This is a genomic window from Pantoea sp. EA-12, assembly GCF_030053355.1.
GTDB lineage: Bacteria > Pseudomonadota > Gammaproteobacteria > Enterobacterales > Enterobacteriaceae > Pantoea > Pantoea vagans_C.
Window position 1 is genome coordinate 83,338 of record NZ_JASGBY010000008.1, and the last position, 24,585, is coordinate 107,922.

Sequence of the window (24,585 nt, forward strand, 5' to 3'; positions counted from 1 at the left end):
CTGTGGGGGGCGAGCTAAGGCACGCCCCCTTTGGTCAATGGCTTTAGCTACTCACTTTTCTCCGCTTTACCGGCCATCTCCGCCAGTCGTTGATAACGCTGACTGGCGGCTTCAGTGGCATCATGCCACAGCTGCGTGGCGGCTTCGGGATCTCGGGTTTGCAACTGACGGAAGCGCTGTTCATTCATCAGCGCCTGCTCCAGTTCCGATGTCGGTGGACGCGAATCCAACGACAGTGCGGCTTTTCCTTGTTCGGCGCGCCGAGGATCATAACGATACAGCGGCCAGAATCCGCTGGTGGTCAACAGGCGCATTTGCTCATGGCTGTAGGCCAGGTCGTAGCCGTGCTCTTCACAGGGACTGTAGGCGATGATCAATGATGGACCTGGCCAGGCTTCCGCTTCCTGAATCGCTTTCACCGTTTGGTTGAGCTGCGCACCGAGTGAAATCTGCGCCACATACACATGCCCGTACAACAGCGTAGACATCCCCAGGTCCTTGCGCGCTTTGCGTTTACCTTGCTCACTAAACTTGGTCACGGCACCGAGTGGCGTGGCTTTGGAAGCTTGCCCACCAGTGTTGGAGTAGCACTGCGTATCGAGCACCAAAACATTGACGTTCTCGTTCAGGCTCATCACATGATCCAGTCCGCCATAGCCAATGTCATATGCCCAGCCATCGCCCCCAATTAACCACACCGATTTCTCAACCAGCGCATCCGCAATCTCACGCAATTCGCCCGCTTCAGGTGAGGGCGAAAGTTTCAGCTGTGCTCGCAGCTGATCAATCTGTTCACGGCGCACAGATGGTGTGACATTGTCACTTTTTAACACCTCCACTAAAGGCGCAGATAACTGCGGTGCGCACTGTTCCAGCAGACGCAGCGCACGCTGTTTTTGTTGATCCACACTCAGACGGAAGCCGAGGCCGAACTCGGCGTTATCTTCAAATAGCGAATTTGCCCACGCCGGACCGCGCCCTTCGGCATTGGTGGTATAAGGCGTTGAAGGCAGATTACCGCCATAGATGGATGAGCAGCCAGTGGCGTTGGCGATCAGTAAGCGATCGCCATACAGTTGGGTCAGCAACTTAATATAGGGCGTTTCACCGCAGCCGGAACAGGCTCCGGAATACTCGAACAACGGGGTGATCAATTGCGAGGTGCGGATATCTATGCGCTCCAGCTGCTCAGCGGTGATCTCCGGCAAGGCGAGAAACGCATCGTAATTCACTTTCTCGACTTCGACATGCTCAAGACGCGACTGCATATTGATGGCTTTGATTTCGGGATGCTGTCGGTCGCTGGCGGGACACACCTCCACGCACAGGTTGCAGCCGGTACAATCCTCAGGCGCGACCTGCAGGACATATTTTTGCCCACGCATATCGCGTGATTTCATATCCAGTGAGGCGAGTGTGTCTGGCGTTGACGCTAACGCTTCTGGTACCACCACTTTGGCACGGATCGCCGAATGCGGGCAGGCGGCCACGCAATGGTTACATTGAGTGCAGAGATCGGGCTGCCAGATGGGAATCGCTTCTGCGATATTGCGCTTTTCCCATTGCGTGGTGCCCACCGGCCAGGTGCCGTCTGGCGGCAGGGCCGAAACCGGCAACTTGTCACCCAGGCCAGCCAGCATGGCGGCGGTCACCGTTTTGACGAAATCGGGGGCGCTGTCGGAAACCACCGGTGGACGATGCGGGCTGCGGCTGTCGACGGGCTGCAGCGGTACGGCCTCCAGCGCTTGTTGTGCCATCGCCAGTGCCTGCCAGTTGCGTTGTACTAACGCTTCGCCTTTGCTGCCGTAACTGCGTGAGATGGCATTTTGCAGTTCGGTCAGCGCGCTGTCGTCGGGCAGAATTTGGGTCAGCTGGAAGAAGGCCATTTGCATCACGGTATTGATGCGCGCACCTAACTGGCATTCACGCGCAATGCGGGCGGCATTGATCACATAGAAACGCGTCTGTTTCTCATTGAGTTGGCTTTGCACCTCTTGCGGCAAACGTGACCAGACTTCATCCGCGGCATAAGGCGTGTTGAGCAGGAAAATCCCGCCAGGTTTGAGTTGATCGAGCATCGAATACTTATCGATAAATTGCAGCTGATGACAGCCGATGAAATCAGCCTGCTGCACCAGATATGCTGACTGAATCGGGTGTTCACTGACGCGCAAATGTGAAACCGTCAGGCCGCCAGCCTTTTTCGAATCGTAGACGAAATAGCCCTGAACATGCCACGGCGTTGCGTTGCCAATGATCTTTAGGTTGTTTTTACTGGCGCTGACGCTGCCATCGCTACCCAACCCATAGAAGAGAGCCTCCAGCCGCGCGCGGTTGGGCACGATGTTGCTTTCCATCGGTAAAGAAAGATGGGTGACATCATCGTAAATCCCGACGGTAAAACGGGATGGCGGCGTATCGCGCTGCAGGGCGCGGAACACGGCTAACACTGCGTCAGGCGCAAACTCTTTTGACGACAAGCCATAACGCCCGCCAATCACTTTGGGCAGCGTCGGGCGCTCGCCACAGCTGAAGGCTTCAGCCAACGCCGTCATCACATCCAAAAACAGCGGCTCACCGAGGGCGCCAGGCTCCTTAGTTCGGTCCAGTACAGCCACGCGCTGAACTGAAGTAGGTAAGGTTTTGATCAGATGCGCAGCCGAGAATGGGCGATAGAGGCGAACCTTCACCAGACCCACCTTGTCACCGCGTTGCAGAAGGGTATCAATTGCTTCTTCGGCAGTGCCGCAGCCGGAGCCCATCATCACGATCACGCGGTCAGCCTGTGGGTGACCGTAGTACTCAAAAGGCTGATAGTGGCGGCCGGTTTCCGCGCAAAAGGCGGCCATTGCTGTTTCAACATGACCGGTACAGGCGTCATACCAGCGGTTGGTGGCTTCGCGAGACTGGAAATAGGTATCCGGATTCGCGGAGGTGCCGCGTATTGAGGGATGATCGGGCGTTAACGCGCGCGCGCGGTGGGCAGCAATCGCTTCGGTAGGCATCAGCGCCTGTAGGGTTTCATCGCTGATCGGGACAATTTTGTTGATCTCATGCGAGGTGCGGAAACCGTCAAAGAAATGAATAAAGGGCACGCGGCTATTGAGCGACGCCATCTGGGAAATCAGCGCGAAGTCTTGCGCCTCCTGCACGCTGGATGCGCACAGTTGGGCACAACCGGTCTGGCGTACCGCCATCACATCAGAGTGATCGCCAAAAATAGAGAGTGCGTGGGTTGCCACAGTACGCGCCGCCACATGCAAGACAAACGGCGTCAGTTGCCCCGCCAGCTTGTACAGCGTGGGGATCATCAACAGCAAACCTTGCGAGGAGGTGAAGGTGGTGGAGAGGGCGCCGGTTTGCAAGGCACCATGGACGGTAGCAATTGCGCCACCTTCGGATTGCATCTCCACCACGCGCGGGACGTCGCCCCAGATGTTGCGGCGCCCTTCACCTGACCAGCTGTCTGCCAGTTCCGCCATGGTGGAACTGGGGGTGATGGGATAGATGGCGATCACTTCACTGGTGCGGAAAGCGACCGAAGCCACCGCGCCATTGCCGTCGACGGTAATCATAAAACGTCCTTTGCTGAGCCTGGAAACCCATAAAATTTACGGGGGTAATGATTCAGTTTAGCAAAGCGCAGGGGCGGGACTTTTTCATCTGTGTGGTGTCTGAGGATGAACGCACAGACACCTAAGGTTGCTGTTTTTTACATCATCTCAAGGGACTGAACGCCTTTGATTTCCATCACTTTGTCATAAATGGTATGAATAGGCGCATTGCGTGACAATGTCACCTCGACGCTCAGTTCACAAAGACCGTTCTCTTCATCCCGATTGACCACCGCGATATGGCCATAGCGCAAATTCTCGCGCTGCATCACCAGCAGGACCAACGGCACACTTTTCGGTTTCAGGTGAACCAACAGCGTGTGATGGCGGCCAATCAACCAGTGACTGATGCGGCGGAAGGTTTCTAACACCACTAGCGCCAGCACCGTGCCGTAGATACCAATTTCGTACATCCCGCTACCAATCACCAGGCCAATCGCGGCGGTGACCCATAATCCGGCGGCGGTGGTTAAACCTTTGACGATCTGTTTTTGGATGATGATGGTACCCGCACCGAGGAAGCCCATCCCGCTGACCACCTGCGCGGCAATACGGCTGGGATCGAGTGCCACATGGTCGCTGTTGAGCATGTCAGAGAAGCCGTATTTGGAGACCAGCATAAACATCGCACTGCCAATACCGACCAGAATATGGGTGCGCAGTCCGGCTTCTTTGGCGCGCATCTGGCGCTCCAGGCCAATCAACCCACCGAGAATTCCGGCGAGGGCGATACGGATAAGCATGTCCGTTAACATGGTTCCTCCTGGCTGTTGATAAATCGCGATCTTTTGTCGCGAAAAGGATAATTGCGTTCAATCAGGATAATTCTGCTTGCAAAGGGTGATAAAAAATTTTGTAAAAAGCTGTGTCGCCTATCGACCCCTGATGGGACCTGACATATGCTGGGGGTTCTCTTACGCCCAACTCCCCGGAGCCCGACCGATGAAAGCCGCTACCTTACTGCTGGCCGGTGCAGCGCTGTTACTTTCTGCCTGCAGCAGCAACAGTGATAACGAACCACCGCAACAGGCGACCGCTGCACATGTGCCATCCCATGTGGTCATGGCTTCTCTGGCTGAAGTGAATTGCAGTAATGCCGGGGGCTCACTGGCCTTCTCGCGTCAGTTAGATGGTTCGCGTATTGGTATGTGCCAACTGGCGAATGGACGTCGCTGTGACGAACAGGCGCTGATGGGGGGACGTTGCGCCCGCTAACGCAGGCGCAAGACGATTAAGCTTTCACTTGATTCGGACTGGTCTCACCGCGTTCAAGCTGTTGCAGATTGCTGAGCGTGGTTTCTGAAATCGCCGTCAACGCTTCGGCGGTCAGGAACGCCTGATGGCCGGTAAATAACACGTTATGACAGGCTGACAAACGGCGGAAGATGTCGTCCTGAATCACATCATTCGACTTGTCCTCAAAGAACAAATCGCGCTCGTTTTCATACACATCCATCCCGAGCGAACCGATCTTTTGCTGTTTCAGTGCATCAATAGCCGCTTGTGAGTCAATCAGACCGCCGCGACTGGTATTGATGATCATCACGCCATCTTTCATTTGACTGAATGCCTGCGCATTCAGCAGATGATGATTCTCGGGTGTCAGCGGGCAGTGCAGCGTAATCACATCGGATTGCGCAAACAGCGTTTTCAAATCCACATACTCCGCACCCAACTCCAGTGCAGCGTCGCTGGGATAGGGATCAAACGCCAGCAGCCGCATACCAAACCCTTTCAATATGCGCATGGCCGCCACACCGATTTTGCCGGTGCCTACCACGCCTGCGGTTTTGCCATGCATATTGAAACCGGTTAAGCCATCCAGTGAGAAGTTGGCATCACGCGTGCGCTGATAAGCGCGATGGATTCGCCGGTTGAGCGTCATCATCAACCCGACGGCATGTTCGGCCACCGCTTCCGGTGAGTAGGCTGGCACGCGAACCACCTGAAGGCCCAGCGCAGCCGCCGCTGCAAGATCGACGTTATTGAAACCCGCACAGCGCAGCGCGATATATTTCACGCCCAATGCGGCCAGCTCTTCCAGCACCGATTTACTGCCATCATCATTGACAAAAATGCACACCGCATCGCAGCCCGCTGCGTTTTTTGCCGTCGCCTCGCTGAGCAGGAAATCGAAAAACTCCAGCTCAAATCCATAGCGGGCATTGACGTGTTCAAGGTATTTCTGGTCGTAGTGTTTGGTGCTGTAAACCGCAACTTTCATTGTTTCGCTCCTGAAAAATGCACTGTCGGTATCACAACAGGATAACGTTTTCCGCGTCACTTTGCTGTTCTTCAGCCAGGCTATTAAGCTAACACCTTCATTTGCCGGGCATAACGTGACATCATCACTGTCAGGATTGCGTAAAGAACAGGAAAGTTAGCTGCCATGACGCGGGGCCTTCGTCGAACACTTGCTGCGCTACTGGCGCTGATACTGCTGCTGTTGGGATTATTGCTGACGTTAACGCAATGGTTACCCCGGCTGGCGGGCATCTGGCTGCCAGAAAACACCCGTGTTGAACTGAACGGTGCACCGCGCTGGCATCAGGGCGGTCTGCATTTTCCCGAAGTACGTTACCTGGCGGGAGATTGCGAACTGGCGAAAGTCGAAGACGTCGCGCTGGGTTGGCACAGCCAGCGCTGGCAGGTTAATGCGCACAGCGTCCAGCTTAACAGCGATTGCCTGCAAGCATTGCCGCAGGGCAGCAACAGCGCTGCGCCGCGTAGTCTGGCCGAATGGCAGCAGATGTTGCCGGGGGCCGATATTCATCTTGAACAACTGAGTGTTCTGCCGTGGCAACAATATGCCGGCCGCTTTGACCTGACATTAGATAAGAACGCGCAACAGCTGCATTACCTGGGCGATAACCTCAGCGTGGATGCCAACCTGCAAGGGCAGCAACTGCATATCACCCAACTCCAGTTCACCCATCCGCTGTTACCCAAACCGCTCGATCTGCACGGTGATCTCACTCTGCCAACATTTGCTGATGGCTTGCCCGTGGCGGGCGAGTTGAACGGCGATGTCAATCTGGCACAGTGGCCGCAGCCGCTGTCCGTGGCGCTCAACTGGCAGCAACAGCAGGGCACATTGACCGTTAAGCAACAGGGTGACGATCAGCCATTGTTGCAGCTGCCGTGGCAAGTTGACGCGCAACAAATTCGCATTACCGAGGGCCATTGGCGCTGGCCACAAGCTGACCAACCCTTGTCCGGCGGCATGGCGTTGACGCTGGAAAACTGGCAGCAGGGATTAGAAAATACGCAGATCAGCGGCCGATTTAATCTGTTAACACAAGGGCGCGGGGGGAAAGGCAACTTGGTGCTGAGTGTTGGACCCGGCAACTTAAGTCTCACCGATAGCCACTTGCCATTTCAGTTAACGGGTGAGAGCAAGTTTGCCGATTTGCAACTTTTCGGCACGATGCCTGGCGTGCTGCACGGCATACTTACCGATCCGCAAGTCAGCCTGAAACAAGGATCGTTGCTGCGCTTGCGCGGTCGTTTACTCTCGACATTAGAAGTGGATGAAGCACGTTGGCCGCTGGCGGGCGTTACTGTGGCGTCACGCGGCATCAATGGTCGCTTGCAGGCCATTCTTAAAGCGCACGATCCCAGTTTTGGCCGTTTTACCCTGCACCTTGATGGACGCGCCAGTGATTTCTGGCCCGACAGCGGGCGCTGGAACTGGCGTTACTGGGGCGATGGCGAGATGGCCCCACTTAATGCCAAATGGGACGTGAAGGGCACGGGCAGTTGGCAAGATACGTTGATCAGTCTCGACACACTTAATACCGGTTTTGACCAACTCTCCTATGGCATGGTGCAGGTCGACAAACCGCGCTTGACGCTGACTGCGCCCGTGCGTTGGCAGCGTGACATCAATCATCCTGCGTTTAACGGCGGGTTCACGCTGAAATCCGGCCAGACGCAGTTCAGTTATGGTGGCTGGCTGCCGCCGTCTGAATTAAATTTTGAAGCCAAGGGCAGCGATCCCAGCCGGTTTGTCTGGCGTGGACAGCTCACCGCGGAAGATATTGGCCCTGTGCGTGTGCATGGGCGTTGGGATGGTGAACGTTTACGCGGAGAAGCCTGGTGGCCAGCCCAATCGCTGACCGTGTTTCAGCCGTTGCTCAGCAGCGATTTGAAGATGCGCATTCAATCGGGTGAGTTACGCGCTCAAATCGCTTTTTCCGCCGCGAATGATCAGGGTTTTGAAGCCGGCGGTCACTGGGCGGTGAAAAATGGCAGCGTATGGATGCCAGACAGCGAAATTAATGGTATCGACTTCTCATTGCCGTTCCGTCTGAAAGATCATCAGTGGCAGCTCGGCCGCCGTGGGCCGGTTTCGCTGCGCATTGCCGAGGTGAAAAATCAGTTCGCCCTGCAGAACATTACCGCCGATTTACAGGGGCACTATCCGTGGCAGGAGCGCCAGCCATTAACGCTGAGCAATGTGAATCTCGATCTGCTTGGTGGGCATGTCAGCATGCCTGAACTGCGTATGCCGCAGCATCAACCCGCGCGCGTGTCACTGCGGGAAATCAATCTCAGCAAGCTGATTACCGCCATCAAGCCCAAGCAGTTTGCCATGTCGGGTAAGGTCAACGGCGAGTTACCGCTGTGGGTCAATAATCCGCAATGGCTGATTGAGAAAGGATGGATCGCCAATAGCGGCCCGCTGACGTTCCGCATGGATAAAGACATGGCCGATGCCATCGTCAGCAATAACTTTGCGGCGGGAGCGGCCATGGACTGGCTGCGCTATATGGAGATTTCCCGTTCATGGGCGACGCTGGACCTGGATAATTTCGGCAATCTCACCATGCAGTCGGAAGTCAAAGGCACCAGCCAGTTCAGTAATCGCCGCCAGTCGATCAATCTTAACTACCGGCATCAGGAAAATCTGTTCCAGCTGTGGCGCAGTCTGCGCTTTGGCGATAATTTGCAATCCTGGGTGGAGCAAAACGCCACCCTGCCATCGAAAAAGGATCCCCAACCATGAGCCTGAGGGCACTACTGGTTTTAGCCGCTGGGCTGCCACTGATGGGATGTGTACCGCGCATTGAAGTCGCGGCACCGAAAGAGCCCATCACCATCAATATGAACGTCAAGATCGAGCATGAGATCCATATCAAGGTCGATAAAGACGTGGAAGCGTTGTTGAAAAATCAAAGCGGTCTGTTTTGAGGAGCGGCATGATGAAACGCAAGTTGACCGCAATGTTACTGGCGCTATTGATGATCCCTTCCGCGTGGGCGTTAACGCTTGATGAGGCGCGGCAACAGGGGCGCGTGGGCGAGACGCTGAGCGGTTTTATCGCGGCACGCCAGCAGGATGATGAGACCCTGGCGCTGGTGAAGCGCATCAACGATGGTCGTACCCAGCAATATCAGCGTGTGGCGCAGCAGAACAATCTGACCACCAGCGAAGTGGCGCGTATCGCCGGCGAGAAGCTGGTGAACCGCGCGGGCAGCGGTGAATATGTGCGCGGAATTAACGGGCAGTGGTTACGTAAATGAGTGCCTTAGAGTTCATGTGCGCATAAATGCGCACCCTACTCAAACCACGCCAGACCGTTGTAGAGTGGGCATTTATGGCGAACAACAGGCACAAAAAAGCCGGGCACTCAGGCCCGGCAAAGATGGCATCATACCCATTATTCTCGGGTATTCATCACGTTCTCAATGATTACGCAGCAACAATTTGTTTGATAGCGTCTTTCGCGTCGTTAGCCGCTTTGGTCGCCACTTCTGGACCATAAGCAATACCTTCTGCGAACACGAAGTTTACGTCGGTGATGCCGATGAAGCCCAGGAACAGTTTCACGTATGGGGTCAGCAGATCGGTTGGGGTATCTTTATGGATACCGCCACGGCTGGACAGGATCACTGCGCGTTTACCGGTTACCAGACCTTCTGGGCCTGCTTCAGTGTAGCGGAAGGTCACGCCAGCGCGAGCAATCAGATCGAAGTAGTTCTTCAGCTGAGTAGGGATGTTGAAGTTGTACATTGGTGCAGCAATAACCACAGTGTCATGTGCTTGCAGTTCAGCAATCAATTCGTCGGACAGCGCCAGCGCTTCCTGCTGACGTGGAGACAGTGGAGCATCAGAAGGACGCAGTGCGCCAACCAACTCTCCATCCAGTACTGGAATCGGCTGTGCAGCCAAATCGCGTACGGTAACTTCGTTACCTTTTGCGCGCGCTTCTTCAGCGTAGAAGTCAGCCAGTTGGTTTGACTGAGAGTAACCAGCGAGGATGCTTGATTTCAGAACTAAAACTTTGCTCATGGTATTTTCCTGTGCGTTACGCGGTTGGCTTACCGCTCAATGCGTTACACTCTACGGAGTTCCTCCGCGAGGTAAAAGCGCAATATTTCGAGACCTATGTTCGAAATTATTGAATAAGGTCGCACGTCCGGTCAGGTGAGGTTGTCCAGAGTGTGCTATTATGCCGGGCAATAATTGATTGAATCCGCCGGGAAATTTTGCCGGCAACGAGCGCACTTTGTCAGGCTCGCCGCGACAACAGGTAACACATCACTATGTCATCATCCGTCACTTCCCCTTTAGCCCCACTTTGGACGCGGCTCGATAATCTCATGCTGCGCGATCGCCAGCGTTTGCAGCGCCGTCTGCATGGCGCGGCGAAGGTGAAAAATCCTGTGGCACAGCAGGGCATTGCAGCTGAACTGGAGCCTGAATTTGCTGCGGCTGAACAGCGCATTGCCCAACGTACTGCTGCCACTCCGCGCATTACCTTCCCGGAAAATCTCCCGGTCAGTCAGAAGCAGCAGGAAATTGCCGAAGCTATCCGCGACCATCAGGTCGTGATCGTGGCAGGTGAGACCGGCTCAGGGAAAACCACGCAGTTACCCAAAATCTGCCTGGCGCTCGGAAGGGGCGTGAAGGGCCTGATTGGTCATACTCAGCCGCGTCGTCTGGCGGCACGCACCGTGGCGAACCGTATTGCCGATGAGCTGGAAACCTCACTGGGTGGCACCATTGGTTATAAAGTGCGTTTTAACGATCAGGTCAGTGACACCACCCAGGTGAAGCTGATGACCGACGGTATTTTGCTGGCGGAAATCCAGCAGGACCGTCAACTGTTGCAATACGACACCATCATTATCGATGAGGCGCACGAACGCAGTCTGAACATCGATTTTCTGTTGGGATATTTGCGCGAACTGTTGCCGCGCCGTCCCGACCTGAAAGTTATCATCACGTCGGCCACCATCGACCCGCAGCGTTTCTCGCGTCATTTTAACAACGCACCGGTGATTGAAGTCTCCGGTCGCACCTATCCGGTGGAGGTGCGTTATCGCCCGATAGTAGAAGATGCTGACGACACCGATCGTGACCAGCTTCAGGCGATTTTTGATGCGGTGGATGAGCTGGGCCACGAGAGCCGTGGCGACATCCTGATCTTTATGAGCGGTGAACGTGAGATCCGTGATACCGCTGATGCGCTGATGAAGCGGGATATTCCGCATACGGAAATCCTGCCGCTTTATGCGCGTCTCTCCAACGCCGAACAGAACCGCGTGTTCCAGTCACACAGCGGGCGCCGTATCGTGCTGGCGACCAACGTGGCAGAAACCTCTCTGACGGTGCCGGGCATTAAATACGTTATCGATCCCGGTACAGCACGTATCAGCCGCTATAGCTATCGCACCAAGGTGCAGCGTCTGCCGATTGAACCTGTTTCGCAAGCCTCTGCCAATCAGCGTAAGGGGCGTTGCGGTCGCGTATCGGAAGGGATCTGTATTCGTCTCTACTCAGAAGACGATTTCCTCAGCCGCCCGGCGTTTACCGACCCAGAAATTCTGCGCACCAACCTGGCATCGGTCATTCTGCAGATGACGGCACTGGGCCTCGGCGATATCGGTGCATTCCCGTTCGTCGAAGCGCCAGACAAGCGCAACATCCAGGACGGTGTACGTCTGCTGGAAGAGTTGGGCGCGATTACGCTGAGCGAGGATGAAACCTATAAGTTAACCTCATCAGGCCGCCAGTTGGCGCAGTTGCCGGTCGATCCGCGTCTGGCGCGTATGGTACTGGAAGCGCAGAAATTTGGCTGCGTGCGTGAAGCGATGATCATCACAGCGGCGTTATCCATTCAAGACCCGCGTGAGCGTCCCAGTGAAAAACAGCAGGCATCTGATGAGAAACATCGTCGTTTTGCCGATAAAGAGTCTGATTTCCTCAGCTTTGTGAATCTGTGGAATTACCTGCAAGAGCAGCAAAAAGCGCTGTCTGGTAACCATTTCCGCCGCCAGTGTAAGGCTGATTTCCTCAACTATTTACGCGTCCGTGAATGGCAGGATATCTATACCCAGTTGCGCCAGGTGGTGCGTGAGCAGGGCATGTCAGTCAACAGCGAACCGGCACCCTATCGTGAAGTGCACTGCGCGTTGCTGACTGGATTGCTGTCGCATATCGGGCAAAAAGATAACGAGAAGCAGGAGTTTACCGGGGCGCGTAATGCGCGTTTCTCCATCTTCCCCGGTTCGGGCCTGTTTAAGAAGCCACCGAAGTGGACCATGGTGGCGGAGCTGGTGGAAACCAGCCGCCTGTGGGGACGTGTGGCGGCGCGCATCGATCCGGAATGGATTGAGCCGCTGGCACAACACCTGATCAAACGTAGCTACAGTGAACCGCACTGGGAAAAAGCCCAGGGTGCGGTTATGGCAACGGAAAAAGTCACGCTGTACGGCCTGGCCATTGTGCAGGCGCGTAAGGTCAACTACAGCCGTATCGATCCGCAACTCAGCCGCGAGTTGTTTATCCGTCATGCTCTGGTGGAAGGAGACTGGCAAACACGTCACGCGTTCCTGCGCAACAACCTTAAACTGCGCAGTGAAGTTGAAGATTTGGAACACAAATCGCGCCGTCGTGACATTCTCGTTGACGATGAAACGCTGTTTGCCTTCTACGATCGACGCATTGGCAGCGACGTGGTCTCAGCGCGTCATTTTGACAGCTGGTGGAAACAAGCGAGCAAAGAGAATCCCGATTTGCTCAGCTTTGATAAGCAGATGTTGATCAAAGAGGGTGCCGATAAAGTCAGCCAGTTGGATTACCCGAACTTCTGGCAGCAGGGCAATCTGAAGCTCAAACTGAGCTACCAGTTTGAGCCGGGCGGCGATGCGGATGGGGTGACCGTGCATATCCCATTACCGTTATTAAACCAGGTCGAAGAGAGCGGTTTTGAATGGCAAATTCCCGGCGTGCGCCGAGAGTTGGTGATCGCCCTGATCAAATCACTGCCCAAACCGACCCGTCGAAATCTGGTGCCAGCTCCGAACTATGCAGAAGCCTTCCTTGGCAGAGTTAAGGCTATGGAACTGCCGCTGTTAGACGCGCTGGAACGTGAATTCCGTCGCATGACCGGCGTTACCATCGACCGCGAAGCCTGGCAGTGGGATCAGGTGCCCGATCACCTCAAAATGACCTTCCGTATCGTTGATGAGCACAACCGCAAGTTGCAGGAAGGCAAAGATCTGCATCAGCTGAAACAAGTGCTGAAGGGTAAAGTGCAGGAGACGTTGTCAAAAGTGGCCGACGACGGGCTGGAGCAGAGCGGGCTGCATATCTGGAGCTTTGGCACTTTGCCACAAAGCTATGAACAGAAGCGCGGCAGCTATCAGGTAAAAGCCTGGCCGGCGCTGGTCGATGAGAAAGACAGTGTCGCTATTCGTCTGTTCGATAATGAGCTAGAGCAGCAAAAAATGATGTGGCGCGGACAGCGTCGCCTGTTGCTGCTGAATATCCCGTCGCCGATTAAGTATCTGCACGAGAAGCTACCAAATAAGGCCAAACTCGGTTTGTACTTCAATCCCTACGGCAAAGTGCTGGATCTGATCGATGATTGTATCGCCTGTGGCGTCGATAAGCTGATGGCGGCGGCGGGCGGTCCGGCGTGGCAACAAGAAAACTTCGAACAACTGCGTGACAAAGTGCGTGCAGAACTCAATGAGACGGTGGTGACCATCGCCAAACAGGTCGAGCAGATCCTGACGTCGGTGTTTAATATCAATAAGTTCCTGAAAGGCCGTGTGGATATGTCGCTGGCTCTGGCGCTGTCCGATATCAAAACGCAAATGAGTGGCTTGGTGTATCGCGGCTTTGTGACGGGCAATGGCTATCAACGACTGGCTGATACGTTGCGTTACCTGCAGGGTATTGAGCGCCGTCTGGAGAAACTGCCGGTTGACCCGCACAGCGATCGTGCGCGGATGCTGAAAGTGCAGGCGGTGGAAAAGGCGTGGCAGACATGGCGCAACAAGTTGCCGCCGCAACGTCAGGATGATGCCGATGTACAGGCTATTCGCTGGATGATTGAAGAGTTGAGGGTGAGCCATTTCGCGCAGCAGTTGGGCACACCGTTCCCGATCTCCGAAAAACGTATTTTGCAGGCGATGGAGCAGATAGGTTAATGCGTATGCCGGTGCGCATAAATGCGCACCCTACGAAATACGGCATCGATTTTTGTAGGGGCGCCATTCATGGCGACCGTGAGGCGGTTACTTTGCCAACTCCTCAAGACGGTCTTTAAACGAGGTCACTGCAATCGCTCGGTTATCCGCGCGGTAGCGGTCAGCAGGCGCTGGTGCCGAACTTTGCACGGCAATCAACTGCCAGCCATCAGCGGTTTTCAACAACAGCGGCGATCCGCTGTCGCCCGGCAGGGTATCACACTGGTGCGACAGCACCGCGCGCTGTGCCCAACCGGTAATCAAACAATCACTGTGCGAATAGAGCGTATCCAAATGATCAGCCGGATAGCCAGCCTGCGTCACTTTGCGCTCGGTGGTTTTGAGTGCATCAGTCAAATCACTGCGTGAACCGTCAAACAGCGGAATCGGCACAATGCCCGATGGCGGGTTATGCAGTATCACCAAACCATAATCGTAAGGGGCGGCACCCGGCGGCACGATCCAGCCTTCACCATCTGCCTGCAGTTTACGGGCTAAAGAGGGCTCGACGCGCGCATCAATATCATGAATCTCGTATCGCCAGCCCTTAGATCCAGCCATAAAACGCAGCGCAACGGGTTTATCGAATTTTCCTGGCGGGGCCAGCAAGCAGTGTCCGGCGGTTAAGGCCAGATGCGCAGAAATCAGGGTGGCGGTGCACAGGTTGCCGCTTTCGGTCTCTAACTGACCAATGGCGTCCCAGGGCGCGGCGCTAACATCGGTGATCGCTTTGCGGTGATCTTTGCCAAAAAAGAGTGTTTTGATGTCTTCCGGGCTTGGCCCATCTTCATCATCGGCATGTGCTGTGAGGTTGAAACTGAAAATACCAACAAGAAACAGGATAGCCAGGCGCATAGTTCTCTCAATGGCGAGAATAAAAAGAGGTTATTGTCATCACGCGTGAGCGGTAACTATAGTCGGAGAGCGGAAAAAAAGGGAGAAATATTGGAGTAATCAGCACGCTACAACGACTAGATAAAAAAACTGGCTGCAACGATGCCACACAGTATCATCACAATCAGGATAATTTCGAAGCGATAGCGACGCACCATTTTTCGCTACTCCAGTAAATAAACACCCGGCATAACCGGGTGTTTTTTAAATATTAATGCGGTGTTGGCGCTAAGAGCCGAACTTATTTAGCCGCTTTTTTCACTTTGTGATGCTTTTTAGCAGCCTGAGCTTTCTGTGCAGCTGGTTTGGTTACTTTTTTGTGGTGCTTTTTAGCAGCCTGAGCTTTCTGTGCAGCTGGCTTGGTTGCTTTTTTGTGGTGCTTTTTAGCAGCCTGGGCTTTCTGTGCAGCTGGCTTGGTTGCTTTTTTGTGGTGCTTTTTAGCAGCCTGAGCTTTCTGTGCAGCTGGGGCTTTCTTAGCTACTTTTTTGTGTTTCTTAGCTGCCTGCGCTTTCTGGGCAACTTTTTTATGGTGAACAGCTTTGTGCTTAACCGGTGCTGCGGTAGTAGTAGCGGCGGCAGCCGGAGCAGCAGTTGTCTCAGCAGCGAAAGCAACAGAAGACATACCCATAGCAGCGGCGATCACCAGTGCAACTAATTTTTTCATCGCAAAATCCTCGAACTATTTTTTCATGTGTAGCCCACTGCGGGGCCGGTGAAAGAACTATATGAAAAACAATTCGGTCTTTCCGTGAGGCATTGGTATCGGCGTGTAACGGAATGTACAAAGCAAGGTAAAGGATGTGAAAAGGGCGGCCTGACTGGCCGCCGCGCAGTTTACTCAGAGAGGTAGCGTTGTTCAAGGTGCTGGCGGAAATAGTGCGGATTCAGCGCTTCCCCTGTCGCATTGATCAGCAACTGCTGCGTAGGGAAGCGGCTGCCGTGTTGCCAGATGTTTTGCTGTAACCAGTCAAAGACTGGCTGCAACTCGCCATTCAGGATTAGTTCATCCACCTGCGGAATCGCCCGCTTCACCGCCTGGAACAGCTGGGCAGCGTACATGGCGCCCAAGGTATAAGTCGGGAAGTAACCAAAGGCACCGTCGGTCCAGTGAATGTCCTGCATACAGCCGTCACGGTAATTGCCACGGGTGTCAATGCCGAGCGATTGCTGCATCTTTTCGTCCCACAGCGCAGGGATATCTTCAACCTCAATGTCACCTTCAATCAACGCGCGTTCAATCTCGTAACGCAGGATCACATGCGCCGGATAACTCAGTTCATCTGCATCAACGCGAATAAAACCGGGTTTGACACGCTGGGTCTGGCGAATGAAGTTGCTGACTTCTAACGCAGGCTGATCCCCCATCAGAGCCACCACCTGCGGGTGAATATGTTGCAGGAAGCTGTTGCTGCGCCCCAACTGCATCTCCATAAACAGGCTTTGTGACTCATGCATCGCCGTGGAACGCGCATGGGCAACCGGCTGTCCACGCCACTGGTGCGGCAGGTTCTGCTCGTATCGCGCGTGGCCCGTTTCATGGATCACGCCCATCATGGCACTGAGGAAATCGTTCTCGTTGTAACGCGTGGTAATGCGCACATCTTCTGGCACGCCGCCGCAGAAGGGGTGGGCGCTAACGTCAAGACGACCATGATTGAAGTCGAAGCCGAGCGTCTTCATGACACTCAGACCCAGTTGTTTCTGTGCATCGATGGCGAAAGGACCCACAGGCGCCGCGATGGGGGTTTTCTGCTGTTTCGCTACGGCTTTTTGCAGCAGGTCTGGCAACCAGCTTTTTAACTCGCCAAAGGTGCTATCGAGTTGGGCGCTGGTCATGCCGGGCTCGAACACATCCAGCAAGGCATCATAACGGGAAACACCGGAGGCTGCTGCTCGCAACTGGGCCTCTTCACGGCTGAGTTTGACCACTTCTTTTAAGTTGGCAGAGAAGCCAGCCCAGTCATTGGCCGGGCGCTGCTGACGCCACGCATGCTCACAACGTGAGCCCGCCAGCGATTTCGCTTCCACCAGCGCAGCGGGCAGGATTGTCGCTTGCTTCCACGCACGTTGCATTTCACTGAGGTTGGCCTGCTCAACGTCGTTCAGGGATTCCTGCTGCGAAGCATCGAACAAACCGCCGAGACGCTTATCGGTCAACAGTTCATGCATGAAGACACTCAGTTCGGCCATGGCTTCACCACGTGCCTGGCTACCGCCCGGTGGCATGGTGGTTTGCATATCGACGCCAGCGATAGCGCCCAGATGACCGAAGCGCGATAAGCGCTGGAATGTACGGCTAAGTTGCTGATAAGCGGATGTCACAGTTGAAGCTCCTTATGACGGTAAACGGGGCGGAATGTCTCGCAAGGGTAGATCAATCGGCCAGCAGAAGCGAACACAGGCACCGCCTAACGGGCTGCTCTCAATGCTGACCTGTCCCTGCAGCGCTTGCGCGATAGAGTGAACAATCGCCAGGCCTAAACCACAGCCGCCTGTGGCGCGGTCGCGACTGGGATCAAGACGCACGAACGGTTCAAACACGCGGGCGCGCTCTTCCTGAGGAATGCCTGGGCCATCATCTTCTACCTGTAAATTAGCCATCGCGCCGTCAAACCATAAGCTGACGCGCAATCGCTGTTGGGCATAGCGCAGGGCATTATTGACCAGATTATCCAGCACGCGCTCCATCAGGCGAGTATCCGCGGCACCGACATTTTCCAGTTGCGGGATATCCAGCGCGATCTGCGCCTGCGGATTCATGGTTTGCACATCTTCGATATGCAGCCGCAACCATTGGGCAAGGTCGAATGACTGCAAATTGAGGTCAACACGCGGGCGATCCAGGCGAGCGTAGGTGAGTAATTCTTCGATCAGGCTCTCTAACTGGCCGACATCGCGGTTTAGCGCGGCGGACTCCGCTTCACTCAGGTTATCGCTCATTTCTAAGCGATAACGCAATCGCACTAACGGCGTACGCAACTCGTGCGCGATGCCATCAATCAACTGTTTCTTACTGGCGACCAGCGTATTGATGTTATCCGCCATTTGGTTAAACGCCACGCCCAGGCTGTGCAGGCTGGATGTGCTTTCAAAATGGGTTCGCACATCCAGTTCACCGCGACCAAAGCGCTGTGCCGCTTTTTCCAGGCGCTGCATCTCCTGCCAGTGCGGTCGCAACCAGATAAACACCGGCAGCGCCAGTGACATTCCGATAAAGGCCAGTAAGGCGATATCCAGGATGCGCATTTGATGCAGATAGAACAAGTAGGGAATGGGACCGACAGAGAGCACATAATGGCTGCGCGGAATATGCTGCAGGAAGGTGTACTGATCGTCCTGTGCGACAATCTCACCTGCGCGCAGGCGACGCATGTCGGCTTCATCCAGCTGATACTTGCTCATCGGTTCGATATGCAGCTCAAACGACAGATCGAGATCGAGATTGCGGATGGTTTTGTTCCAGTCACGCGGCGGGATCTCGCGTAGTTCGCTGCGCATCAAAAACAGCGAGCTGGCCATCAAGTCATTCATCGACTGACGACCAGCACGTTCAGCAGTGAACTTGTACACCAGACCGACCAGCAGCGTCATCACCAGAAAACAGACAAACAGCAGCAAATAGAACTGAATGAAGAGCTTTCTCATGCGGAGCGGGTATCCCAGGCCTGTGGTGCGAACAGATAACCTTTATTACGGATAGTTTTGATGCGGAACGGCTCGGTGGCGCTGTCATAAAGCTTCTTACGCAGGCGCGAGATCGCCACATCAATACTGCGATCCATGCCGTCATAGGTCACGCCACGTAACGTTTTAAGCAGGGCATCACGATTCAATATCTGCCCAGCATGGGTTGCCAGCTCCCACAGCAAATCGAAATCAGCTGTGGACAGCGTGATATTTTCCTCGAACAGCGTCACCTGACGATTCAGTGAATCTATCGTCAATGAACCAAAGCGCAGCACGCGCTGTGAGCTCTGCACGGCGGGCGCCACTTCCGGTTGCATACCCTGCGCCTGGCGCAGGTGCAAACGCAGGCGCGCCAGCAGCACGGCAGGTGGCGTGGTTTTCAGAATGTAATCGTTGGCACCCATTTCCAATGCAAGGATGTGGTTCATATCGCTGTCGAGTGAGGTCAATAATACGATTGGACCTTGCCAGTGGGCGCGAAGATCGCGGCACACCGTCATGCCATCTTTGCCGGGTAGCATAATATCCAGCAAAACCAGATCGGGATCGACCTCAAGAATGGTGGCTTCTGCGCGGTCACCGCGGGTTTCAACCGTGACTTCAATATCGTGGCGGCCAAGGTAAGCGGCGATCAGTTCGCCCACTTCTGGCTCATCTTCCACATAGACAATTCTGTTCATATTTCTCTGCGCGTGATGAGAATGACAGCAGCATAACTTTTCCTGGTCCTGAGCTCTACGCTATCGCACGAAATATCCCTCTCTGACTGGTATGTTCCCAGGGAAATGTGCCATTATTAGCGGCGCGTTGTAGCGCAAGGTTCGGAACCGCAATAAAAACCAGGAGGAGTGCGAGGGTGTCTGATAAAGAGCTGGCTTCAGCCGGATACAGTGACCGCATCTGCTTCAATTACAGTGATTTTCTTTCCGCTTCCTGCAAAAAACGCTGGAGTTTTGTCGATGCCATTTACGGCGTGATGCCCATCTTTGGCATGGTGACGCGTAAATCTGCGCATGGCTTAGCGGCCAGTGACGATCACCTCAAAGAATTAGCATTACAAATCATTTCAACTCAGGTCAGTGACGAGATAAACATCGCTCGACTCATCACCTTAGCTGAGCAGCAACACATCAGTCGTTTCGATATCCAGTTACCTTATCCTTTGTCAGCTGAGCAGCTTGACGCAATCCATCAGGAATACCGTAAAGCGCTTAATCTGACACAGCAGGATGACCTGCTGTGTGTTTCTATTCCGGTACAACCGCACTAATTATTGCGTGAGCTGCCATACCGCAGGCAGTGAAGCCGCCATCAGCAAGACAATCGCGATGCGCTCCAGTTGTGACAGCACCTTGTCACTGCGACCGCCGCGTCGCGCATAAAGGAACAGTAGCAATCCCGGCGCATACAACACCACAGAAAGCAGCAAGTGCAACGGGCCAGAGGCATACAACAACCACAGCCCATAGGCGCTGGCACCGATGCCGGTGATCATCGCCAACGGTTTGTTCTGCCCGCGCACCACTTTAATCAGATATAACCCCACCAGCAGATAGGGCACCAGAATCATCTCTGAAGCAATGGTCAGCAAGGTGTTGTAGTCGGCACCGGTAATAGCGATCAGGATCAGACACAGCTGTACGCTGCCATTAGTGAGCCATAATGAGGCGGTGGGCGAGTTGTGGCGGTTCTGGCGTGCAATAATGCGCGGAAAAGCGCCTTGCTGCGCGGCGAGGAAGGGCACTTCGGCTGCCATAATGGTCCAGCTCAGATACGCGCCGCAAACGGAAATGATCAAGCCTACGGCGATAACAGCATTACCCCAGTGCCCCATTAAATGCTGCATTAATCCTGCCATGGAAGGGTTGCGCATCTGTGCCAACTCAGCGCGCGGCACCACACCCAATGACAGCAACGTCACCAGCAGATAGACCAGCAGCGCCGCGATCACCGCGAGCATGGTGGCGCGTCCAACATCTTTCTTATGACGCGCGCGCGCGGAGACCACCACGGCACCTTCAACGCCGATAAATACCCAAAGCGTGATCAGCATGGTTTGTTTGACCTGCTGCCACAGCGGCTGCCCGAGCGTCAGCCCACTGAAATCCACGCTGAAACGATCGTAGTTGAAGGCCAACAGTGCCAGCACCACAAACAACAGCAACGGCACCAGTTTGCCCAAGGTGGCCAGCAAATTAATGCTGGCTGCGGTTTGTACGCCGCGCAAGACCAGAAAATGCACCAACCACAGCAACATCGAGGCACCCAGCATCGCTTGCCAGGTATTGCCATCACCCAAGACTACGTGATCCGGTGTGTCGGTGAAGAAACTCAGTGCTGAGAAGACGATCACCAGATAGGAGACGTTCGCGATCACCGCGCATAACCAGTAGCCCCACGCGGAGCAAAAGCCCATTAGCTCGCCAAAACCGGCGCGTGCGTAAGCAAAGATTCCGCCATCCAGCTCGGGTTTCAGACGTGTCAGCAACAGCATGGCCAGCGCAAGAAAAATGATCCCCACGCCCGTAATCAACCAACCAATCAGCAAGGCGGCGGGTCCCGCTACGGCGGCCATATTTTGCGGCAGGCTAAACACCCCTGCGCCCAACATTGAACTGAGTACCAGCGCGGTGAGTGCACCAAGACCTAATTTTTTATCCAAAACGCCATTCCTGAGCAGCAGAGTATGCTGGGTAGTGACTATTCCGCTGGAGAGTAACGTGGCAATAAGCCGAGATTGAAACGGAATACCCTAAAAACAGGCGAAGGATTTTACGGAGAGCGAATGGGGAAGGCAATGCAGGATTATGCAAATCTGCGCACAGACTATGCAAACAGAAAGCAGGGCGACGAATGCCACCCTGCTTGGGTGTTACTTGAACAGATCGGCAGTCACCGTCAGGTTGCCGCCACTCTGGCTCGACCACTGACGGGTGATGTGATAGTACTTCGCACCTTTGTCCGCAGCGCGTTTTGCTACCGCTTCAGAGACTTCCGTTGGTGTACCGAAGTGGTCAGAGAAGGTCACGGTATCAAACGGCTGCATTTGCGCCGCGGTGATGGCATTCACTTCCTGAACGCTGCGACCATCAGCCAGCTTCACGGTATAACGTTGGCCGGTTGAGCTCTGGGTTTCAAAGAAACGACCCACGCTACGGCTTGGTGTATCGGAAGAGGCTACGCCCGGAATGGCGACTTTCTTCGCTTCTGCGCCGCCTGCTGCCAGCGCTGCTTTACCGGCTTCTGAATCGGCAGGGATGGAGTCAGAGACGTTCTGCACCTTACGCTCTGGTGCATCGGCTTTATAAACGTAAGCGGTGACATACTGGTTGCCGCCGTTGTTCGCATCAACCTGACGCACAATAAAGAAGGACGCTGCGCCTTTTTCTTTAGCTTGTTTGGCAATGGCATCATTCACGTCGGGCTGGCTGGAGAAGAAACCACTGACGGATACGGTATCGAATGGCTCTAAGCGATAGGCTTCTGCTTTAGGCAACTCTTTCACGCCATTAAACATACGATACTGGGTGGACTCATCCGCTTTAGGTGCATTGGCTTTGTACAGGTCTGCCGTTACACGCCAGTTACCGCCGTTGCCATTGGTGTCATTGATACCTTGCACATAGAAAGAGTCAGCGCCTTTCTCATCGGCGGCTTTAGAGATGGCATCAGTGGCATCACCGATGGCATTAAAACGGCCGTTGATATTAATACGTTCGAATGGCTTCAACGCGGCCGCTTGTTCTGGCGTCAACTCTTTGGCGGCAAATGCATTTGCTGCCAGCAGAGATAACAAGGTGGACGCCAGAATGGTGTTCTTCAGCTTCATAAAAATGATCCTTCGCCTTACGCAAAATGAGTACGAAAACGTGCTGGACTCTTGATGTATAACAGATTAGCCGCTGATTATTGCATGTAATAATCAGCCTGTCTCAGCCAATTTATGCGCATAAGATTGACAATCACCGCAAATTATTCATCGACATGTCATTTGCCTATGCTATGGCTTTTTTTTAACCAGGTTACCACTAATTCTGGTAACGCATAGTGCCATAATGGTTAAAGTATTGTTAAATAAAGGTTTTTAAAAACACTTAATTCGACATGACACGATTTTGCGCAGCAGATTATTTTTTATTACGTCATAAAACTAGTGGCAAAACGTGGCATTCAATCTTTGCATCTGAATATTTGAGTGAATGTCATAAGTGTGCGTTATCGCTGTGGATCACTTTTCACATTTTCAGTAGGTTATAAAGACTTTGTTACATTGCGCATTTTGCTCATAAAAAGCTGAAACGCTGTTTCAGCCTTATGGGCTTGTGCCACTTACAGAACCTCATCCTTTAATTGTTGAAAGGAAACAGTATGTTAATTGGGATACCCAAAGAAAGGTTAGCCAACGAGTCACGTGTCGCCGCGACGCCTAAGACCGTTGAGCAACTGATCAAGCTGGGATTCAGCGTAACTGTCGAACAGGGCGCGGGAATGCGTGCCAGCTTCGATGATGAAAGCTTTATCGCCGCTGGTGCCACTATCAGCAGTACCACTGATGTCTGGCAGTCTGACATTGTGTTAAAAGTGAACGCGCCGGATGATCAAGAAATTGAGCTGACGCGTGCGGGTAGCACGCTAGTGAGCTTTATCTGCCCAGCACAAAATCCGGCATTGCTGGAGAAACTAGCGGCCCGTCAGGTCACCGTGATGGCGATGGATTCTGTGCCACGTATTTCACGCGCGCAGGCTCTGGATGCACTGAGTTCCATGGCGAACATCGCCGGTTATCGTGCGATCGTCGAAGCTGCTCACGAGTTCGGACGTTTCTTCACCGGTCAAATCACCGCAGCAGGCAAAGTACCGCCAGCGAAAGTGATGATCATCGGTGCGGGCGTTGCAGGTCTGGCAGCTATCGGTGCAGCAGGGAGCTTAGGAGCGATTGTCCGTGCCTTCGACACCCGTCCTGAAGTCAAAGAACAGGTGCAGAGTATGGGCGCCGAGTTCCTTGAACTGGACTTCGAAGAAGAAGCCGGTAGTGGCGATGGCTATGCCAAAGTGATGTCCGAAGCCTTTATTAAGGCAGAGATGGAACTGTTTGCCGCCCAGGCGAAAGAAGTCGACATCATTGTCACGACCGCCCTGATTCCAGGTAAACCGGCCCCGAAACTGATCACTGAAGAAATGGTTGCCAGCATGAAGCCTGGCAGTGTGATCGTCGATTTAGCGGCTGCCACCGGTGGTAACTGTGATCTCACCGTTGCCGATCAGGTTACCCTGACCAGCAACGGCGTGAAGATCATTGGTTATACCGATCTGCCAAGCCGTCTGGCGACGCAGTCTTCCCAGCTGTATGGCACCAACCTGGTCAACCTGCTGAAACTGCTGTGTAAAGAGAAGAACGGCGAAATCACCGTCGACTTCGAAGACGTCGTGGTACGTGGCGTTACTGTGGTTCGCGAAGGTGAAGTGACCTGGCCTGCACCGCCAATTCAGGTTTCAGCCGCACCTAAAGCTACGCAAGCCGCCATTGAGCCGAAAGCTAAAGTAGAAGCCAAACCGGTTTCGCCTTGGCGTAAGTATCTGCTGCTGGCCCTGGCGATTGTGCTGTTCGCCTGTCTGGCCAACGTGGCACCGGCAGAGTTCCTGTCTCACTTCACCGTCTTTGCGCTCGCCTGCGTAGTCGGTTACTACGTGGTCTGGAACGTCAGTCATGCTTTGCATACCCCGCTGATGTCTGTCACTAACGCCATATCCGGCATCATTGTTGTGGGGGCAGTATTGCAGATGGGCCACGGTGGCTGGGTGACGTTCCTGGCCTTCGTTGCCGTACTGATTGCCAGCATCAATATCTTCGGTGGTTTCACCGTCACCCAGCGCATGCTGAAAATGTTTCGTAAGAATTAAGGGGT

19 protein-coding genes are annotated in these 24,585 nt (G+C 54.3%); 7 read left to right on the forward strand and 12 right to left on the reverse strand.

The annotated features are described in order from the left end of the window. Positions 1–47 precede the first annotated feature (47 nt). Both nifJ and QMZ30_RS14005 read right to left on the reverse strand, forming a co-directional pair. Positions 48–3,575 (reverse strand): pyruvate:ferredoxin (flavodoxin) oxidoreductase, encoded by a 3,528-nt coding sequence (gene nifJ / locus QMZ30_RS14000; protein WP_283227826.1) that lies wholly within the window; start codon positions 3,573–3,575, stop codon positions 48–50. Between the two features lie 137 nt (positions 3,576–3,712). Further along, positions 3,713–4,369: an MgtC/SapB family protein gene (locus tag QMZ30_RS14005; RefSeq protein WP_039333468.1), complete on the reverse strand. Its 657-nt coding sequence runs from the start codon at positions 4,367–4,369 to the stop codon at positions 3,713–3,715. A 187-nt stretch (positions 4,370–4,556) separates the two neighbouring features. On the opposite strand from QMZ30_RS14005, the gene QMZ30_RS14010 reads away from it, so the two are divergent. Further along, positions 4,557–4,829, forward strand: a complete 273-nt coding sequence (locus QMZ30_RS14010) for a putative hemolysin (protein ID WP_039333466.1) — start codon at positions 4,557–4,559, stop codon at positions 4,827–4,829. A gap of 16 nt (positions 4,830–4,845) precedes the next feature. Here QMZ30_RS14010 and QMZ30_RS14015 read toward each other — a convergent pair whose 3' ends face one another. Beyond that, entirely contained in the window at positions 4,846–5,838 is a 993-nt protein-coding gene (locus tag QMZ30_RS14015) for a 2-hydroxyacid dehydrogenase (protein ID WP_283227827.1), read from the reverse strand. A 165-nt stretch (positions 5,839–6,003) separates the two neighbouring features. Between QMZ30_RS14015 and QMZ30_RS14020 the strand changes: the two genes are divergently transcribed. From QMZ30_RS14020 to QMZ30_RS14030, 3 genes are read left to right on the forward strand one after another with little or no spacing between them, the layout of a single operon-like run. After that, on the forward strand, positions 6,004–8,622 hold the full coding sequence (locus QMZ30_RS14020; protein ID WP_283227828.1) for a YdbH family protein: 2,619 nt from the start codon (positions 6,004–6,006) through the stop codon (positions 8,620–8,622). Further along, positions 8,619–8,807 carry a YnbE family lipoprotein gene (locus QMZ30_RS14025; RefSeq protein WP_039333459.1) on the forward strand — a complete coding sequence of 63 codons (189 nt, stop codon included), beginning with the start codon at positions 8,619–8,621 and terminating at the stop codon, positions 8,805–8,807. The genes QMZ30_RS14020 and QMZ30_RS14025 overlap by 4 nt, the downstream gene beginning before the upstream one ends. An 11-nt stretch (positions 8,808–8,818) precedes the next feature. Then, complete coding sequence (locus QMZ30_RS14030) at positions 8,819–9,139, forward strand: YdbL family probable chaperone protein (protein WP_283227948.1); 321 nt, start codon at positions 8,819–8,821, stop codon at positions 9,137–9,139. Positions 9,140–9,308: 169 nt separating this feature from the next. Here QMZ30_RS14030 and azoR read toward each other — a convergent pair whose 3' ends face one another. Then, positions 9,309–9,908, reverse strand: coding sequence for an FMN-dependent NADH-azoreductase (gene azoR / locus QMZ30_RS14035; RefSeq protein WP_034821315.1), 600 nt, complete (start codon positions 9,906–9,908; stop codon positions 9,309–9,311). Between the two features lie 254 nt (positions 9,909–10,162). Here azoR and hrpA point away from each other — a divergent pair, with 254 nt between their 5' ends. Further along, positions 10,163–14,059 carry an ATP-dependent RNA helicase HrpA gene (hrpA, locus tag QMZ30_RS14040; RefSeq protein WP_283227829.1) on the forward strand — a complete coding sequence of 1,299 codons (3,897 nt, stop codon included), beginning with the start codon at positions 10,163–10,165 and terminating at the stop codon, positions 14,057–14,059. Positions 14,060–14,146: 87 nt separating this feature from the next. On the opposite strand, the gene QMZ30_RS14045 is transcribed toward hrpA, so the two are convergent. The 6 genes from QMZ30_RS14045 to rstA form a co-directional block, all read right to left on the reverse strand. Then, positions 14,147–14,953: a trypsin-like serine peptidase gene (locus tag QMZ30_RS14045; RefSeq protein WP_058973312.1), complete on the reverse strand. Its 807-nt coding sequence runs from the start codon at positions 14,951–14,953 to the stop codon at positions 14,147–14,149. Positions 14,954–15,069: 116 nt separating this feature from the next. After that, the gene (gene ydgU, locus QMZ30_RS25900; RefSeq protein ID WP_455843913.1) at positions 15,070–15,150 is read right to left on the reverse strand and encodes a small membrane protein YdgU; all 81 of its coding nucleotides are present in this window, start codon (positions 15,148–15,150) and stop codon (positions 15,070–15,072) included. Positions 15,151–15,233: 83 nt separating this feature from the next. Beyond that, the gene (asr, locus tag QMZ30_RS14050) at positions 15,234–15,656 is read right to left on the reverse strand and encodes an acid resistance repetitive basic protein Asr (protein WP_283227830.1); all 423 of its coding nucleotides are present in this window, start codon (positions 15,654–15,656) and stop codon (positions 15,234–15,236) included. Between the two features lie 170 nt (positions 15,657–15,826). After that, the gene (locus tag QMZ30_RS14055) at positions 15,827–17,314 is read right to left on the reverse strand and encodes a carboxypeptidase M32 (protein WP_283227831.1); all 1,488 of its coding nucleotides are present in this window, start codon (positions 17,312–17,314) and stop codon (positions 15,827–15,829) included. A 12-nt stretch (positions 17,315–17,326) separates the two neighbouring features. Further along, on the reverse strand, positions 17,327–18,637 hold the full coding sequence (gene rstB / locus QMZ30_RS14060) for a two-component system sensor histidine kinase RstB (protein ID WP_039334328.1): 1,311 nt from the start codon (positions 18,635–18,637) through the stop codon (positions 17,327–17,329). Continuing rightward, positions 18,634–19,359, reverse strand: coding sequence for a two-component system response regulator RstA (gene rstA, locus QMZ30_RS14065; RefSeq protein WP_283227832.1), 726 nt, complete (start codon positions 19,357–19,359; stop codon positions 18,634–18,636). Before rstA ends, rstB begins: the two co-directional genes overlap by 4 nt. 176 nt (positions 19,360–19,535) lie before the next feature. On the opposite strand from rstA, the gene QMZ30_RS14070 reads away from it, so the two are divergent. After that, positions 19,536–19,949, forward strand: a complete 414-nt coding sequence (locus QMZ30_RS14070; RefSeq protein ID WP_039334331.1) for a hypothetical protein — start codon at positions 19,536–19,538, stop codon at positions 19,947–19,949. Here QMZ30_RS14070 and QMZ30_RS14075 read toward each other — a convergent pair whose 3' ends face one another. Both QMZ30_RS14075 and ydgH read right to left on the reverse strand, forming a co-directional pair. After that, on the reverse strand, positions 19,950–21,341 hold the full coding sequence (locus QMZ30_RS14075) for an amino acid permease (protein ID WP_283227833.1): 1,392 nt from the start codon (positions 21,339–21,341) through the stop codon (positions 19,950–19,952). A gap of 210 nt (positions 21,342–21,551) precedes the next feature. Next, entirely contained in the window at positions 21,552–22,508 is a 957-nt protein-coding gene (gene ydgH / locus QMZ30_RS14080) for a DUF1471 family protein YdgH (protein WP_283227834.1), read from the reverse strand. A 539-nt stretch (positions 22,509–23,047) separates the two neighbouring features. Here ydgH and pntA point away from each other — a divergent pair. Next, positions 23,048–24,580, forward strand: coding sequence for a Re/Si-specific NAD(P)(+) transhydrogenase subunit alpha (pntA, locus tag QMZ30_RS14085; RefSeq protein ID WP_283227835.1), 1,533 nt, complete (start codon positions 23,048–23,050; stop codon positions 24,578–24,580). The last annotated feature ends 5 nt before the right edge of the window (positions 24,581–24,585 follow it).